Origin of the sequence: Actinomadura bangladeshensis, from assembly GCF_004348335.1 — a bacterium.
GTDB classification, from domain to species: Bacteria; Actinomycetota; Actinomycetes; order Streptosporangiales; family Streptosporangiaceae; genus Spirillospora; species Spirillospora bangladeshensis.
Window position 1 is genome coordinate 19,640 of the sequence record NZ_SMJW01000064.1, and the last position, 15,440, is coordinate 35,079.

Sequence of the window (15,440 nt, forward strand, 5' to 3'; positions counted from 1 at the left end):
GGGTCACAGCGCGAGGCGGACGCCCTCCGGGGTCGTGGTCACGGAGGTCAGGTCCCCGATGATGTGGTGGGCCGCGGTGAGCACGGAGCGGTCGTGGCTGGTGGTCACCGCCAGGACGGTGGCCCCGGCGGCACGGCCCGCGGCTATGCCGGCGGGGGCGTCCTCGATGACCACGCAGGCGGACGGGTCCACGCCCAGGTGCGCCGCGGCCAGAAGGTAGCCGGACGGGTCCGGCTTGCCGTCCCGGACGTCCTCGGCGGAGACGACCACGGGTGGGACCGGGACGCCGGCCACGGTCGTGCGGAGTTTCAGTTGCTGCCTGTCCATCGAGGTGACGAAGGCGTGGGGCAGGCCGTTCATGGCGGCCAGGAGGTCCATCGCGCCCGGGAGGGCGGTGATTCCGTCCGTGCCCGTTGATTCCAGGGCGTCCAGGCGGGCGGTGGCTTTAGGGACCCGGTCGGGTGGGAGGAAGTCGGCGACGCGGTCGCCCGTGCGGCGGCCGTGGGCATCGGACAGGAACTCGTCCGGGTCGATGCCGTACTCGGCGGCCCATTCGCGGGCCGCGCGCTCGACGAGGGGTGTGGAGTCGACCAGGGTGCCATCCACGTCGAACAGGACGGCGGCGCAGCGCAGGATCACCAGTTCGCCTTGGCCGTGGCCTCCTCGGCCTGGGCGCGGAGGTTGCGGATCGCCTCCACCGGGTCGTCGGCGCCGTAGACGGCGTTGCCGGCGACGAAGACGTCCGCGCCGGCCTCCGCGCAGCGCTCGATCGTCTCGGCGCTGACGCCGCCGTCGACCTGGAGCCAGACGGGCAGGTCGCGGCCCTTGATGAGCTCGCGGGCGCGGCGGACCTTCGGCAGGACGACGTCGAGGAACTTCTGGCCGCCGAAGCCGGGCTCGACGGTCATCAGGAGGAGCATGTCGACCTCGCCGAGGAGGTCTTCGAAGCCGTCCACGGGGGTGGCCGGGTTGACGCCGAGTCCCGCGCGGGCCCCGGCCGCGCGGATGGCGCGCAGGGTGCGGATGGGGGCCTTGGCCGCCTCCGCGTGGATGGTGACGCTCTTCGCGCCCGCCTCCGCGTACTCGGGCGCCCACCGGTCGGGGTCCTCGATCATCAGGTGGCAGTCGAGCGGCAGCCTGCTGTGCTTCAGCAGCGCCTGGACGACCGGCAGTCCGAGGGTGAGGTTGGGCACGAAGTGGTTGTCCATGACGTCGACGTGGACCCAGTCGGCGGAGTCGGCGATGCGCTCGACGTCCTCGGCCAGACGGGCGAAGTCGGCGGACAGGATGCTGGGTGAGATCTGCGGAGCCATGATGCCATGAGTCTATTGGTGCAGTTCGGCCCGATCGTCACCCGGCCGGGTGAGACCGGGGGTGGGACGGGCGGCCAGCCGGAGCCGGACGAACGCCTCGGGCGCGCCCGCGGTGACCCAGAGCGCGAGGAGCGTCTGGACGGCGAACGCCTGGGCGATGTTCGTGCCGTCCGGCAGCAGGTCGAGCGCGGCTATGGCGGCGGCGCCGGCGAGGCCCACGGGGAGGCGGGCGAGGCGCTGCCAGGCGTGCCCGCCGGGGTCGAACCAGCCGCGTGCCGCAAGGAGCGACAGGCCCGCGAGGGCCCCGCAGAGTGCGCCGGAGGCCCGGGCCGAGTCGGTCAGGGTGACGGGGGGCGTGTGGCCTCCGGCCGCTCTGACGGCGTCCGCCCACGCCTGGGGCCACTGCCAGTTCTCCAGCGGCTGCCACGCGCCCCAGGCCGCCGCCAGCAGCAGCAGGGAGATGACCAGTGAGAGGGCCATCTGCACGGCCAGATGGCGGCTGGTCCACCACGGGACGGCGATGGGTTCGAGCGCTAGGACGACCACCAGGAGGGTCAGGCCGATGGCCCAGCCCGCGAGGACCTGGCCGGTCGAGTGGACGCCCAGATAGACCCGGGACACCCCGATCAAGGCGATGACGACGGCGGCGCCCGCCCAGAGGAGCCGCCGCCCGGTCTGGGCGGCGAGGAACCCCCACGCGACGATCCCGTTCTGGGCGTGGCCGGACGGCATGCCGAAGGACGACAGCGACTGCCTGCCCTTGATGGCGGGATCCGTCCAGTACGGGCGCGGCGCGTGGAAGACCAGCTTGAGGAGCGTGTTGAGCAGCGCGCCGAACAGCAGGACGACCGACGCCCGCGCGGCGAGGCGCGGCGCCACGCACCAGAACAGCGCGACGAGCAGCGGGACGTAGAAGGCCGAGCTGCCCAGATACGACATGAAGAGCATGAAGTCGGTCAGCACGCGTCTCCCAGGGGCTAAGTGCGGCGCAGGAGGGCCAGGAACATCGCGTCCGTGCCGTGGCGGTGCGGCCAGAACTGGGCGTACGGGCCGTCGCCCACGCCGGTGAGGTCCGGGCTGAGCGACGTGAGGACCGCGGGTGCGTCGAGCCGTTCGACGTCGTCGCGCTTGCGCAGGACGTCGTCCACCACCACACGGGTCTCGGCGAGGTGGGGTGAGCAGGTGACGTAGGCGACCACACCGCCGGGCCGCACGGACTCCAGTGCGGTGGCGAGCAGCTTCCGCTGGAGAGGGCCGAGTTCGGCGACGGCTTCGGGGCCTCGGCGCCAGCGGGCCTCGGGGCGGCGGCGGAGCGCGCCCAGGCCGGTGCAGGGCGCGTCCACCATGACCCGGTCGAAGGCCCCGGGACGCCACGCGGGGAGGGTTCCGTCGGCGGCGACCACGCCCGTACGGGCGTCGACCGCTCGCTGGACGAGCGCGGCACGGTGCGGCTGGACGTCGGCGGCCAGGAGCCGTGCGTCGTGCTGGTTCGCCAGGGCGGCGAGCAGGCCCGCCTTGCCTCCGGGGCCCGCGCAGAGGTCCGCCCAACGGGCGTCACGGCCGTCCAAGGGAGCCTTGGCCAGGGCCAGGGCGACCATCTGGCTGGCCTCGTCCTGAACGGCGGCGCGCCCGTCGCGGACGGCGGCGATGGCGGCCGGGTCCCCTTCGGGCAGCACGGCGGCGTAGGGCGAGTAGAGGGCGGGTTCCGCACCCGCCTCCCGCAGCTCTTGCAGGGTGGCCCGGCCGGGGCGGGCGACCAGCGTCACCCTGGGGCGGGCGTTGTCGGCGGCGAGGAGTTCACCGATCTCGTCCGGTCCGACGGCGTCGCGCAGGGCGGACACGATCCACTTCGGGTGGCTGTGCGCGACCGAGAGGCGGGTCGTCGCGTCGGCGTCGGGCGGTGCCACGATCTCCAGCCAGGCGTCCATGTCGCGGCCGGCGACCTTGCGGAGCACCGCGTTGGCGAACTTGGCCTGGCCGGGGCCGGCGACGGAACGGGCCAGCTCCACGGCCGTCCCCACGGCCGCGTGCGGCGGGATGCGGGTGGCGAGGATCTGGTGCGTGCCGAGGCGCAGGACGTCCAGCAGCGGGGCATCGACGCGGCGCAGTTCCCGGTCGCTGCACAGCGCGAGGACCGCGTCGTAGGTGCCGCGGCCGCGCAGCGTCCCGTAGGTGAGCTCGGTGGCGAGGGCGGCGTCGCGGCCGGTCAGGCCGCGGTCGTGCAGGCGCTTGGGCAGCAGGAGGTTGGCGTAGGCGTCGCGGGTCTCGACCGCGCGGATGACGTCGAACGCCGTGCGGCGGACGAGGTCCTGGGGGCGGCCCGTCTTGCGGGGGCCGCCCGGCCTGCGGTTCTGGACGTGTCGGCGGTTGCGGGCGGGCGGCATCAGTGCAGTGCGTCCTTGCCGGTGAGGTCGACCCCGCGGACCCAGTCGGCCGCGGCCATCCGCCGCTTGCCCTGCGGCTGGACGTCGCCGAGCACGACGGGATGCGTGGCCGTTCCCACCAGTACCTCGTTCTTTCCCGGACGGATCTCGCCGGGCTCCAGCGCGTCCGCGTCGGGCGCCGGGCGGACCGGGCCCAGCTTGACCCGCGTGTCGCGGAGGCTCGTCCACGCGCCGGGGGCGGGCGTGCACGCGCGCACGAGACGGTCGATGTGCAGTGCGGGGCTCCGCCAGTCGACGTGGCCGTCCTCGGGCGTCAGCTTCGCCGCGTGGGACACGCCCTCGGTCGGCTGCGGCCGGGGCTCCAGCACACCCGCCTCGATGCCGTTCATCGTGTCGAGCAGCAGGGTCGCGCCGGCGACGGCGAGGCGCCCCAGAAGCTCGCCGGACGTGTCGTCCGGCTGGATCGGCTCGGTGAGGACCCCGTACACCGGGCCGGTGTCGAGCCCCTCCTCGATCTGGAACGTGGCCGCCCCGGTCACGTCGTCGCCGTGCAGGATCGCGCGCTGCACGGGCGCCGCGCCGCGCCACGCCGGCAGCAGCGAGAAGTGGAGGTTCACCCAGCCGTGCCGGGGGATGCCGAGGGCCTCGCGGGGCAGCAGGGCCCCGTAGGCGACGACCGGGCAGCAGTCGGGCGCGATCGCGCGGAGCCGGTCGAGGAACTCGGGGTCGCGGGCCTTGGCCGGCTTGAGCACCTCGATCCCCGCCTCGGCGGCGAGCGCGGCGACCGGCGAGGCGCTGAGATGCCGCCCACGGCCCGCGGGCCGGTCGGGGCGGGTCACGACCGCAGCCACCTCGTGCGAGGACCCCAGCAGCGCCGTCAGCGCCGGGAGCGCGGTGTCGGGAGTGCCGGCGAAGACGAGGCGCACCTAGATCGCCTTCCCGAGGGTCCGGTGCGGCGACGCCTTGACGACGGGGACCGGGTCGCCGAACCACTCGGCCTCCCGGATGGCCTTCATCGCGGCCTTGCGCTGCTCGGGGTCCATCCGGTCGATGAAGATGATCCCGTCGAGGTGGTCGGTCTCGTGCTGGACGCAGCGCGCGAGCAGATGCGTGCCCTCCAGGGTGATGGGCTCGCCGTGCATGTTGAAGCCCTTCGCCACGACCCCGACCGACCGCGGCGTGGGGAACGCGAGGCCGGGCAGGGACAGGCAGCCCTCGTCGTCGGTCTCCTGGTCGTCCGACAGGTCGAGGGTCGGGTTGACCACGTGCCCGAGCATGTCGTCGACGTAGTAGGTGAACACCCGCAGGCCCACGCCGAGCTGCGGCGCCGCGAGGCCCGCGCCCGGAGCGTCGATCATCGTGTCGGTGAGGTCCTTGACGAGCTGGCGCAGCTCCTTGTCGAAGTCCTTCACCGGCTCCGCGGGCGTGCGCAGCACGGGGTCGCCGAAGAGGCGGATGGGCTTGACGGCCAACGGGGACTCCGATTCCTGCGAGGTTTCTAGCGAACGGGATGTATCCGTCCAGTCTACGGAGACATCCGCCCCGGGTTCACACGCCGCTTCACACGCCGCGGTGCGCGCTCTGGCGCGCGGAGCGCGCCTTGTAGGCGGCGGTACGGGCGGCCTTGGCGGTCGCCTTGTCGGGATGGTGCGCGCCCAGGGCCTCCAGGACGTCGGCCGCGCCCGGGTGGTCGGTGCGCCACAGCTCGTCGACCATGGCCCTCATCTCCGCCTCGGGCGGAGCGTCGATCAGGGCGGCCTCGACCGCCTCGCCGGGTCCGGCGGTCTCCAGCATCCCGGAGACGGTGTCGACGAACACCCAGAGGTACTCCTCGCGCGCCAGCTCCCGGCCGGACGGGTCGCCGACGGCGTTCAGCCACATCGCGGCGTAGGGCGAGACGAGCGGGTGCTCCTGCGCGGCGCGCACGACGCCGGCGGCCTCGGGGCCGATGCGGTGCAGGACGGCCGCGGCCAGGTTGCGGGCGCCGGGGCCGCCGGTCCGCATCACGTCCAGCAGGTCGGCGGCGGCGTCCTTGGGGTCGTGGGCGGCCAGCCAGCCGTCGATCTCCTCGTCGGCGGCCTCCGGCCGGTACCAGGTGAGCCCGTCGATGAGCTCGGACGCCCGCGCACCGGCCAGCTCGCCGATGAGCGGGGCGGTGAAGCCGTCCGCCAGCAGCAGTTCCCGGACGGCCCACACGCCGAGCGGCGTCAGCGCGCGCCCGTCACCGGACCGCTCGACGATCCCCCAGTCCTCAAGGGTCGCCAGCTCCAGGTGGAACGCGTCCCGGACGAGGGCCGCCATGGCGTCGGCGTCGGACAGGTCGTAGGCCTCCTCGACATGCCCGAGCAGCGCCCCGGCCAGGATCTCCGGCTCGGTCGGCTCCTCCTGCTCGTACAGGTGGATGAGGACGCCGGTCAGCTCGTTCTGGACGAGTTCCAGGGCGTCCAGGCCGTCCGCGTAGTCGTGGCCGGGCACGACGACCGCCTCGAACAGCGGCAGCCACGCGGCGAGCATCGCCGCGTCGTCATCGGACCGCAGGCCGCCGCTCTCCGGCCCCGGGGAGGCGTTGCCGTGCTCGGCCGTGATGACGTTCGCCTCCACGGCGGCCCACCACAGCCGTTCGAGCTCGCCCTCGTCCTCCATCTGGCCGTAGCGGCGCGGGGCGTCCAGGCCGAGGGCGGCGCCGGCGGCCTCGATGTCGGCATCGGTCAGCGTGTCGTGCTCGGTGAGGGCGCGTTCGCCCGTCCAGTCGGCCAGGGCCAGGACCGCCGCGGTGAGCCGGGACCCGCGCGCCGCCGCGGCCACCTCGGCCGGGGGCACCCCCCGGACCGGCGGCACGACCAGCTCGCCGGCCTGCCGCAGGTACTCCTCCGTGCGGGCGTAGCGCTCCGCCTCGGGCAGCGCCTCGAACGCGCGCACCCACGCGTCGACGGCCTCCTGGTCGTCCAGCGAGACCCCGTCGGCCTCCAGCAGCCCGCTGATCACCTCGGCGGCCGCCGCCCGCTCCTCGCTGTCGACCGCGGACACGACCTCGGCGAACTCGGGCTCGACCCGGTCGATCTCCGCCGCCAGCGCGTCGGCGTCCGGCGCGGGGACGGCGGCGGTGTCGCGCAGGTAGGAGACGATCTTGCGGAGGGCGTCCAGGACGGTGGGGACGTCGTCGCCCGAGGCGACCACGGTCTCGGGGAAGACCTCCAGCAGCAGCCCGCGGATCCCGTCCGGGGTCAGCTCGCCCGGGCCCGCGAGCCCCATCTCCTCCCGCGCGAGACCGAGCAGGATGAGGACCCCCTGCCCGTCCACCGTCTCGCCGCGCTCGTCCGCCCACCGCCGCAGGTCGGCGGCGGTGCTCTCCACCCAGTTGTCGGCCACCCGAGAACCCTATTGGTCAGATCAGCTCCAGGGGGTCGATCTGGACCCTTACCGTGTCGGCGGCCTTGCGCGCGCTGCGCACGCCCTGGGCCTCCTTGAGCGCGCGCGCCAGGGCGTGTCCGGCGGCGCGGGGGACGCGTACCAGCGCGCGCTCCTTGTCCTGGGCGTCGGCCCCCGCCTGCGGGGCGCCCGGCGGCGCGGGGACGGGGACCGGCCCCAGCACCTCGGCGCCGTCGGGCAGCCGGGCGCCGGCCAGCAGCTCGCGGACGGCCGCCGGGGAGCCGGTGAGCGAGGCCATCCGCGCGGCGGGCGGGAACCCCGCCTCCCTGCGCTCGGCCAGCTCGCGCTCCGCGTAGGTGACCGGATCCCAGCGGACGAGCGCCTGGACGGCGGGAAGCGACCCCTCGGCGGCCACGATCACCGGGCCCTGCGGCCGGACGAGTGACGCGGCGTTCATCCAGCGGCGCAGCGTCTCCTCGCCGGCGCGCAGGTCCGGCCGGCCCAGCAGGACCCAGCCGTCCAGCAGCAGCGCGGCCCGGTACCCCTCCTCCGCGGGCGGCTCCGCTCCCGGCGTGGACACCACGAGCGCGCGTTCCGGGCCGATCCGCTCGAGGATCGCGTCGCGGCCGGACGTCCGTACCGGCACGCCCGGGAACGCCCTGCCCAGCTCCTCCGCGGTGCGCTTGGCGCCCACCACGACGGCGCGCACCTGGAAGAAGCCGCATTCGGGGCAGTGCCAGTCACCCGCGATGCGGCCGCACCACCGGCAGTAGGGCGCGGCATGGGAGGACGCCAGCGACAAGGGCCCCTGGCACGCCTCGCACCGGGCCGGTGTGCGGCAGCGCCCGCACGCGATGCCCGGCACGTATCCGCGCCTCGGCACCTGGACGAGGACCGGCCCGTCCTCAAGGGCATGGCGGGCGGCCTCGAACGCGACGTTCGGCAGGCGGGCCGTGCGGGCCGCCGCGTCCCGGGCGAGCTGCGCGTCCTCCCCCACGTAGCGGACGCGGGGCATCGCCGTCCGGATCCGCTCCCGGCCCGCGGACAGGGCGTGCGCCCAGCCGGTCTCCACCAGCTGCGTGGCGTCCGTGGTCCTGGTGAATCCGCCGATCAGCGCCCCTGCCCGCGCCCTGTGCGCACGCAGGGCCAGGACGTCGCGGGGGTGCGGGTAAGGCGCGTGGGGTTCGGCGTGGACGTCGTCGCCGTCGTCCCACAGCACGACCAGCCCGAGATCGGCGACGGGCGCGAACATGCTGGCGCGTGTGCCGACGACGGCTCGCGCCCGACCGCGCAGGACGGCGAGCCATCTCCGGTAGCGCTCGGCCGGGCCGAGTTCGGCCGTCAGGGCGACGTGCAGGCCCTCCCCCAGCTCGGCCTTGAGCGCGGCGTCCACACGGGCCACGTCGCGCCCGTCGGCGACCACCACGATCGCGCCGCGCCCGCCGCTCAGCGTGGCGGCGACGGCCCGCGCCAGGGCGGCCGTCCAGCCGGGCCCCGGCAGCGCCGTCCAGACGGCGCGCGGCGCCCTTCCGGCGGCGAGGGCGCTCAGGAACGACGGCCCGGCGGGGTAGTCCGCCCAGACGCCGGCGTCGGCCGGCGCCGGCGTCTCACGGTCTTCGGCCTCCGGAACGGGCTCGGCCTCGACGCGGGCGTGCCGGGGCGGGACGGCCAGCCGCAGCACGTCCGCGAACGTGCCCGCGTACCGGTCGGCCGCCTCCCGGACCAGCGCGGCGATCTCCGGCGTCAGGACCCGCTCGGACGAGGTGACCCGCTCCAGGAACAGCAGCTTCCCGCCGTGGCCGCTCTCGGCGGCCCGCTCCAGCAGGAACCCGTCGACGAGCTGCCCGGCGAACCGCACCCGCACCCGGCACCCCGGCACGGCCTCGGCGTCCAGCTCGGCGGGCACCAGGTAGTCGAAGGGCCGGTCCAGGTGCGGCAGGGACATGTCGACCGCGACCCGCGCCACCGGCAGCTCCTCCGCCGGGCGGCGCGCCCCCTTCCTCCCGGCCTTGCCCGCCTTCTTCGCCGTACCCGGCTTACCGCCCCTACCAGGCTTTTCGGGCTTGCCGGCGGGCGCCCGGGGCAGGTCGTCCAGCCCCGGGATCAGGTCCGTTCCCCCGCCGTCCTTCGTCACGCCACCCGTCCTACCAGACCGACCCGACAGCCGGACGCGCACGCTAGGGTTGATCCGGTTGAAGGGGCGCGCGCCCGCCGGCCCATTGCCCGATGCCCCTCCGCGCCCCCGCCGTCCGACGAGCCCGTGCAGGCGAAGTGACCCCAGCGCATACCCAAGTGACCCCGGCGCATGCCCAGGAGCGGGCGGACGCCCCGGTCCGGCACGGATCGCCGCGCCGTCCCGCGAGCCCTCCGTCCGCCTGGACGAAGTGGAAGAAGCGGGCCCGCCACCCGGTGGTCGCGGCCACGGTCGCCGCCGCCGTCCTCCACCTGGTGTGGGCGCTGTTCCTCGCCGCCGAGGGAGGCGACCTCGCCGCCCAGGCCGCGTGGACCGACTTCGCCTGGGAGCACCCCGGCGCGGCGTACAGCTTCGCCTGGTACGGCGGGATGCACCCGGCGTCCTACAGCGTCATGTCGCCGTACCTGATGGCGCTGTTCGGCATACGGACGGTCGCGGTGGTGACCGGCACCCTCTCGGCCGCCCTGACCGCGTACCTGCTCAAGAAGTTCCGGGCCCCGGTGGCGCTGCCCGCGTCGCTGTGGGCCGCGTTCGCGCTGTCGTGCAACACCGCATCGGGCCGCGTCACGTTCGGCCTGGGCCTGGTGTTCGCCCTCATGGCGACGATCCTGGTGTTCACGCCGCGCGGCACGCCCGCCCTGCGCGCCGCCGGGATGGTCGTCCTCGGCGTCCTGGCCTCGCTGGCGAGCCCGGTCGCCGGGCTGTTCCTGCTGGTACTGGCCGCCGCGCTGTTCCTGACCGGCCGCCGCCGCGCGGGCGTGTGCGTCGCCGTCGGCCTCCCCCTCGTCGTGGGGACGACGAGCCTGCTCTTCCCGTTCAGCGGCGTCCAGCCGATCTCGCTCACCGCGATCGTGCTGCCCGCCGTGACCAGCGTCATCGCGGTCCTGCTGTGCGCGCCGAAGAACTGGACGCTCGTGCGAGTCGGCGCGGGCGTGTACCTGACCGGGATCATCCTGACCTTTCTGATCCCCTCCCCGGTCGGCAGCAACGTCGAGCGCCTGTCGCTGCTGTTCGGCGGGATGTTCCTGCTGTCGGCGGTGGCCCGCGCGCAGGGCCGGGTCCGGATCGCGGTGCTGTCGCTGGCGTTCATCGTGACCGCGTCCTGGCAGGTCGTGAAGCCCGTCGACGACCTGATCCACACCGAGCCGGCGGCGTCCGCGGCCGACCATGCCCGCGGGCTCGTCGCCGAGCTGGACGCCCTCGGCGCGGACAAGGCCCGGATCGAGGTCGTGCCGCTGCGGTCGCACTGGGAGTCGTCCGGCCTCAGCCGCCACTTCGTCCTCGCGCGCGGCTGGAACCGCCAGGTCGACGCGGAACGCCACAGGCTGTTCTACGAGGACGGCGCGCTGACGCCCGCGTCCTACCGCGACTGGCTGCACGCGTGGGCCGTGCAGTACGTCGTCCTGCCCGAGCAGGAGGTCGACTGGTCGGCGCAGGACGAGGCCGCGCTCGTCGAAGGCGGCCAGCCGTACCTGGCGGAGGTCTGGCGGGACGAGCACTGGCGCCTGTTCCAGGTCGCGCGGCCGACGCCGCTGGTCGGGGCCCCCGCGTCCGTGCACGAGCTCAACGCGGGCGAACTCGTCGTCGACATGCCGGCCCGCGGCTCCGTGCTCGTGCGGGTCTCCTGGTCGCCCTGGCTGAGCGCCACCGGAGGGGACGCCTGCCTGGCCCGCGAGGGCGACTTCGTCCGGCTGACGGCGCGCGAGCCCGGCCGGTACACCCTCGCCGCCCGCTACGGCCTGCACCGCGGCAACCACTGCCCCTCCTGACCGAACGTGCGAAAGGGCCCCGGGGACGTCCCCGGGGCCCTTCTCGTGCGCGCGGTCAGAGACCGGCGGCGGAGGCCAGGTCCTTGGCGCGGTCGGTGGACTCCCAGGAGAAGTCGGGCTCCGACCGGCCGAAGTGGCCGTAGGCGGCGGTCTGCTGGTAGATCGGGCGGAGCAGGTCGAGGTCGCGGACGATCGCGGCCGGACGCAGGTCGAAGACCTCGTCGATCGCCTTCTCGATCTTCTCCGGGGCGACCTTCTCGGTGCCGAACGTCTCGACGAACACCCCGACCGGGTGCGCCTTGCCGATCGCGTACGCGACCTGCACCTCGGCGCGGTCGGCGAGCTGCGCGGCGACGATGTTCTTGGCGACCCAGCGCATCGCGTACGCGGCGGACCGGTCGACCTTGGACGGGTCCTTGCCGGAGAACGCGCCGCCGCCGTGCCGGGCCATGCCGCCGTAGGTGTCGACGATGATCTTGCGGCCGGTGAGGCCGGCGTCGCCCATCGGGCCGCCGATCTCGAACCGGCCGGTCGGGTTCACCAGCAGCCGGTAGCCCTCGATGTCGAGGTCGAACTGGGCGAGCACCGGGTCGACGACGTGCTCCTTCACGTCCGGGGCGAGCAGCTCCTTCAGGTCGATGTCGGGAGCGTGCTGGCTGGACACCACGACGGTGTCGAGGCGGACGCCGCGGTCGCCGTCGTACTCGATGGTGACCTGGGTCTTGCCGTCCGGGCGCAGGTAGGGGACGTCGCCGCTCTTGCGGACCGCGGACAGCCGCTGCGCGAGCCGGTGCGCGAGGGTGATCGGCAGCGGCATCAGCTCGGGCGTCTCGCTGGTCGCGTAGCCGAACATCAGGCCCTGGTCGCCGGCGCCCTGCCGGTCGAGGTCGTCGACGCCCTCGCCCTCGCGGGTCTCGTAGGCGTCGTCGACGCCCTGCGCGATGTCGGGCGACTGCGCGCCGATGGACACCGACACGCCGCAGGAGTGCCCGTCGAAGCCCTTCTTGGACGAGTCGTAGCCGATCTCCAGGATCTTCTCCCGGATCACGCCCGGGATGTCCACATAGGTCTCGGTGGTGACCTCACCGGCCACATGCACCTGACCGGTCGTGATCATCGTCTCGACGGCGACCCGGCTCTTCGGGTCGTCCTTGAGCATCGAGTCGAGGATCGCGTCGCTGATCTGGTCCGCGATCTTGTCCGGATGTCCTTCGGTCACGGACTCGGAGGTGAACAGGCGGCGAGACACGTACGTGAACTCCTTGCAGCGGCTGCTGACTGACGTCGCAGGACGGATTCTTTGTCGAGTTCGGCGGGGGACGCCGGCCCCCCGCCCGGGTTCCCCGGGGTGCTAGGCCCGCAAGTCTAGCGGGATCGGTGCCGGACACCGCCATGCGCGCCGGGCGCGGACGTCTCCCGTCGATCCGGACCGCCCCCCGGGGCCGCCCCGCCGGATCCCTCCGCCGGGGGCGCGGGACGCAAGCGGGCCGCGACGAGGTCCCAGACGGTCTCGGCGAGGTCCTCCTTGGCGCCGCGCGGCACCTCGGTCCGGGAGCCGTCCGCACCGAGGATCACGGCCTCGTTGTCCGGCCGGCCGAAGGTGAGGTTCTCCCCGACCTGGTTGACGACGAGGAGGTCGCAGCGCTTGCGGGCGAGCTTGGCGCGGCCGTTGGCGAGGACGTCGTCGGTCTCGGCCGCGAAACCGACGATCACCTGTCCGGGGCGGCGGGTCTCCCCCAGTTCCGCGAGGATGTCGGGGTTCTTGACGAGCCGGATCGGCTCCGGCTCGGACCCCTCGGCCTTCTTGATCTTCGAGCCGCGGTAGCCGTCCGGGCGGAAGTCGGCGACGGCGGCGGCCATCACGACCGCGTCGGCGGCGCCGGCGGCCTCCACCACGGCCTTGTGCATCTCCTCGGCCGAACCGACGGGGACGAGCTCGGCGCCGGCGGGGTCGGGCAGCGCGACGTTCGCGGAGACGAGCGTCACGCGGGCGCCGCGGGCCACGGCGGTGCGGGCGAGCGCGTAGCCCTGCAGGCCGGATGAGCGGTTCCCGATGAACCGGACGGGGTCGATCGGCTCCCGGGTGCCGCCCGCGGAGATCACGATGTGCCGTCCGGCCAGGTCGCGGCCGTCGGCGCCGCGGGCCAGGACGTGCCGCGCCACCTCGAACAGCTCGGCCGGGTCGGGCAGCCGGCCGGGGCCGGTGTCCCTGCCGGTGAGCCGGCCGGACGCGGGCTCGACCACGATCGCGCCCCGGGACCGCAGCGTCGCCACGTTCGCCCGGGTCGCCGGGTGCTCCCACATCTCGGTGTGCATCGCGGGCGCGAACACCACCGGGCAGCGGGCGGTGAGCAGCGTGTTGGTGAGCAGGTCGTCGGCCAGCCCCTGCGCGGCCCGGGCCAGCAGGTCGGCGGTGGCGGGCGCGACGAGCACGAGGTCGGCGCCCTGCCCGAGCCGCACGTGCGGGACCTCGGAGACGCCGTCCCACACCTGCGGGGACACCGGGTTGCCCGACAGCGCGGCCCAGGTCGGCTCGCCGACGAAGCGGAGCGCGTCGGCGGTCGGCACGACGGTGACGTCGTGGCCGGATTCGGTGAGCCGCCTGAGCAGCTCGCACGCCTTGTACGCGGCGATGCCGGCGCTCACACCGAGCACCACGCGCGGCTTACGGGAGGTCATGCCCTCACGATCCCATCACGCCCCCGCGACGCACGAGCCGGGGGTCCCGGGGTGCGCCCGGAAGAGGCCGCGGCACCGGCGAAGGACGGCCGGAGCACGACGTACCGCGCCGGCTGCCTCGCGGGGTCGTTCAGCCCTCGATGGGCTCGGCGTTCAGGAGGCCCTCGCGCGTCTCGCGGAGCGCGATCGACAGGGGCTTCTCCTGCACCTGGGTCTCGACGAGCGGGCCGACGTACTCCAGCAGGCCCTCGCCCAGCTGGGCGTAGTAGGCGTTGATCTGCCGGGCGCGCTTGGCCGCGATGCTGACGAGGCCGTACTTGGTGTCGACGACCTCCAGGAGCTCGTCGATCGACGGGTTGGTGATGCCCTCGTTGCTGGCTGCCACTCGGTGGCCTTCCACTGGTAGGTCGCTTACTGGTCAGCCATCAAGGCTAGCAGCTCATCGCACACGTCCCGGACGGACGTGTTGACGAGCGTGACGTCGAACTCCTTCTCGGCGGCGAGCTCCACGCGGGCGGCGTCGAGGCGGCGCCCGATCACCTCGGGGGGCTCGGTGCCGCGGCCGGTGAGCCGCCGGACGAGCTCGTCCCAGCTGGGCGGGGCGAGGAAGACCAGCCGCGCCTGCGGCATGGTCCCGCGGACCTGCCGGGCGCCCTGCAGATCGATCTCCAGGAGCACCGGCTCGCCGCGGGCGAGGCGCTCCTCGACGGGCCGGCGGGGGGTGCCGTAGCGGTTCCCCGCGAACTCGGCCCATTCGAGGAGCTCCCCCTCGTCGACGAGCCGGTCGAAACCGGCGTCGTCGACGAAGAAGTACTGCACACCATCGGTCTCACCCGGGCGGGGGGCCCGGGTGGTCACCGAGACCGACAGCCACACCCGGGGGTGCGAGCGCCGGATCTCGGCGACGACCGTGCTCTTGCCGACGCCCGACGGCCCGGACAGGACCGTCAGCCGCCGCGCGAGCGGGCCATGCGTGCTGGAGCCGTCCGGCGCAGTGATGGGTGCGCCGGAGCCGGGCGGGATGGAGCCGGCCGCGGGTCGCCCCGCACCGGCCGCGGCGGCCTGACCGCCGCGCCCGTCCGTGAGTCGTGCGTCAGCGGTTCGCACTTCCGCCGAACTCACTCTCCAGGGAGGCGCGCTGGTTGGCGCCGAGGCCCCGCACACGGCGGGACTCGGCGATGCCCAGACGCTCCATGATCTGCTTCGCACGGACCTTGCCCACACCGGGCAGCGATTCGAGGAGGGCCGACACCTTCATCTTGCCGATGATGTCGTCGGTCTGTCCCTCCTTGAGGACCTCGGCGAGCGAGGTCCCCCCGTGCTTGAGCTTGTTCTTAACCTCGGCCCGCTCCTTGCGGGCCTTGGCAGCCTTCTCCAGGGCTGCGGCGCGCTGTTCGGGGGTTAGGGGCGGAAGAGCCACGCCGGGTCACCTCAGGTTTCCACTCGACGGAGTCGGACGGGTTGGGAAACTAGCGAGTTCACCACCCATAAGGCAACGTGAAGTGCCGTTTAGCCCACCACAAATTCACGAAAATCACTCCCCGGAGTGTCCTGAATACAGAGTGTACCCAATCCGGGGGGGTCGGGGGCCCATCCCCTTGCCTTGCTGGGACTTTCGCATGATCGTGAAAATCCCCCCGTTCCGACCCCAAATGCGGCACTCGGTACCCTTATGTCACTGCCGTTCGCGGTCCCGCGACGCGGTTCCGCCGGTCCGCCGGCGGCCCCGCGC

The 15,440-nt window shown here is 74.1% G+C and carries 14 protein-coding genes; 1 reads left to right on the forward strand and 13 read right to left on the reverse strand.

All coding sequences use genetic code 11. The features are described 5' to 3' along the window. Positions 1–3 precede the first annotated feature (3 nt). From E1284_RS15125 to E1284_RS15160, 8 genes are all read right to left on the reverse strand, one after another. The gene (locus E1284_RS15125; RefSeq protein ID WP_131939712.1) at positions 4–639 is read right to left on the reverse strand and encodes an HAD-IA family hydrolase; all 636 of its coding nucleotides are present in this window, start codon (positions 637–639) and stop codon (positions 4–6) included. Beyond that, positions 636–1,313 carry a ribulose-phosphate 3-epimerase gene (gene rpe, locus E1284_RS15130; RefSeq protein ID WP_131939713.1) on the reverse strand — a complete coding sequence of 226 codons (678 nt, stop codon included), beginning with the start codon at positions 1,311–1,313 and terminating at the stop codon, positions 636–638. The genes E1284_RS15125 and rpe overlap by 4 nt, the downstream gene beginning before the upstream one ends. Before the next feature lie 12 nt (positions 1,314–1,325). Next, positions 1,326–2,276, reverse strand: coding sequence for a phosphatase PAP2 family protein (locus E1284_RS15135; protein WP_131939714.1), 951 nt, complete (start codon positions 2,274–2,276; stop codon positions 1,326–1,328). A gap of 14 nt (positions 2,277–2,290) precedes the next feature. After that, complete coding sequence (locus tag E1284_RS15140; protein ID WP_131939715.1) at positions 2,291–3,697, reverse strand: RsmB/NOP family class I SAM-dependent RNA methyltransferase; 1,407 nt, start codon at positions 3,695–3,697, stop codon at positions 2,291–2,293. Beyond that, the gene (gene fmt, locus E1284_RS15145; RefSeq protein ID WP_131939716.1) at positions 3,697–4,623 is read right to left on the reverse strand and encodes a methionyl-tRNA formyltransferase; all 927 of its coding nucleotides are present in this window, start codon (positions 4,621–4,623) and stop codon (positions 3,697–3,699) included. Before fmt ends, E1284_RS15140 begins: the two co-directional genes overlap by 1 nt. Then, positions 4,624–5,169: a peptide deformylase gene (def, locus tag E1284_RS15150; protein ID WP_131939717.1), complete on the reverse strand. Its 546-nt coding sequence runs from the start codon at positions 5,167–5,169 to the stop codon at positions 4,624–4,626. A gap of 88 nt (positions 5,170–5,257) precedes the next feature. After that, positions 5,258–7,066, reverse strand: a complete 1,809-nt coding sequence (locus E1284_RS15155) for a hypothetical protein (RefSeq protein ID WP_131939718.1) — start codon at positions 7,064–7,066, stop codon at positions 5,258–5,260. Between the two features lie 16 nt (positions 7,067–7,082). Next, the gene (locus E1284_RS15160; RefSeq protein ID WP_131939719.1) at positions 7,083–9,200 is read right to left on the reverse strand and encodes a primosomal protein N'; all 2,118 of its coding nucleotides are present in this window, start codon (positions 9,198–9,200) and stop codon (positions 7,083–7,085) included. 158 nt (positions 9,201–9,358) lie between these two features. Between E1284_RS15160 and E1284_RS15165 the strand changes: the two genes are divergently transcribed. Further along, positions 9,359–11,029, forward strand: coding sequence for an MFS transporter (locus tag E1284_RS15165; protein WP_243714488.1), 1,671 nt, complete (start codon positions 9,359–9,361; stop codon positions 11,027–11,029). A 55-nt stretch (positions 11,030–11,084) separates the two neighbouring features. Here E1284_RS15165 and metK read toward each other — a convergent pair whose 3' ends face one another. The 5 genes from metK to mihF all read right to left on the reverse strand — a co-directional run bounded on the left by metK (position 11,085) and on the right by mihF (position 15,128). Beyond that, on the reverse strand, positions 11,085–12,278 hold the full coding sequence (gene metK / locus E1284_RS15170) for a methionine adenosyltransferase (protein WP_131939720.1): 1,194 nt from the start codon (positions 12,276–12,278) through the stop codon (positions 11,085–11,087). A gap of 116 nt (positions 12,279–12,394) precedes the next feature. Further along, positions 12,395–13,708 carry a bifunctional phosphopantothenoylcysteine decarboxylase/phosphopantothenate--cysteine ligase CoaBC gene (coaBC, locus tag E1284_RS15175; RefSeq protein WP_131939721.1) on the reverse strand — a complete coding sequence of 438 codons (1,314 nt, stop codon included), beginning with the start codon at positions 13,706–13,708 and terminating at the stop codon, positions 12,395–12,397. A 130-nt stretch (positions 13,709–13,838) separates the two neighbouring features. Next, entirely contained in the window at positions 13,839–14,093 is a 255-nt protein-coding gene (gene rpoZ / locus E1284_RS15180; RefSeq protein ID WP_021597645.1) for a DNA-directed RNA polymerase subunit omega, read from the reverse strand. A gap of 26 nt (positions 14,094–14,119) precedes the next feature. Beyond that, a complete protein-coding gene (gene gmk, locus E1284_RS15185) occupies positions 14,120–14,707 on the reverse strand; it encodes a guanylate kinase (protein ID WP_131939727.1) in 588 nt (195 codons plus the stop codon). Between the two features lie 94 nt (positions 14,708–14,801). Then, positions 14,802–15,128 carry an integration host factor, actinobacterial type gene (mihF, locus tag E1284_RS15190; protein ID WP_131939722.1) on the reverse strand — a complete coding sequence of 109 codons (327 nt, stop codon included), beginning with the start codon at positions 15,126–15,128 and terminating at the stop codon, positions 14,802–14,804. Between the last annotated feature and the right edge of the window lie 312 nt (positions 15,129–15,440).

Excerpts from the sequence above, each read along its gene's own strand:
- coaBC (WP_131939721.1), bottom strand. The coding sequence starts at position 13,708 with ATGACCTCCCGTAAGCCGCGCGTGGTGCTCGGTGTGAGCGCCGGCATC.
- E1284_RS15140 (WP_131939715.1), bottom strand. The coding sequence starts at position 3,697 with ATGCCGCCCGCCCGCAACCGCCGACACGTCCAGAACCGCAGGCCGGGC.
- rpe (WP_131939713.1), bottom strand. The coding sequence starts at position 1,313 with ATGGCTCCGCAGATCTCACCCAGCATCCTGTCCGCCGACTTCGCCCGT.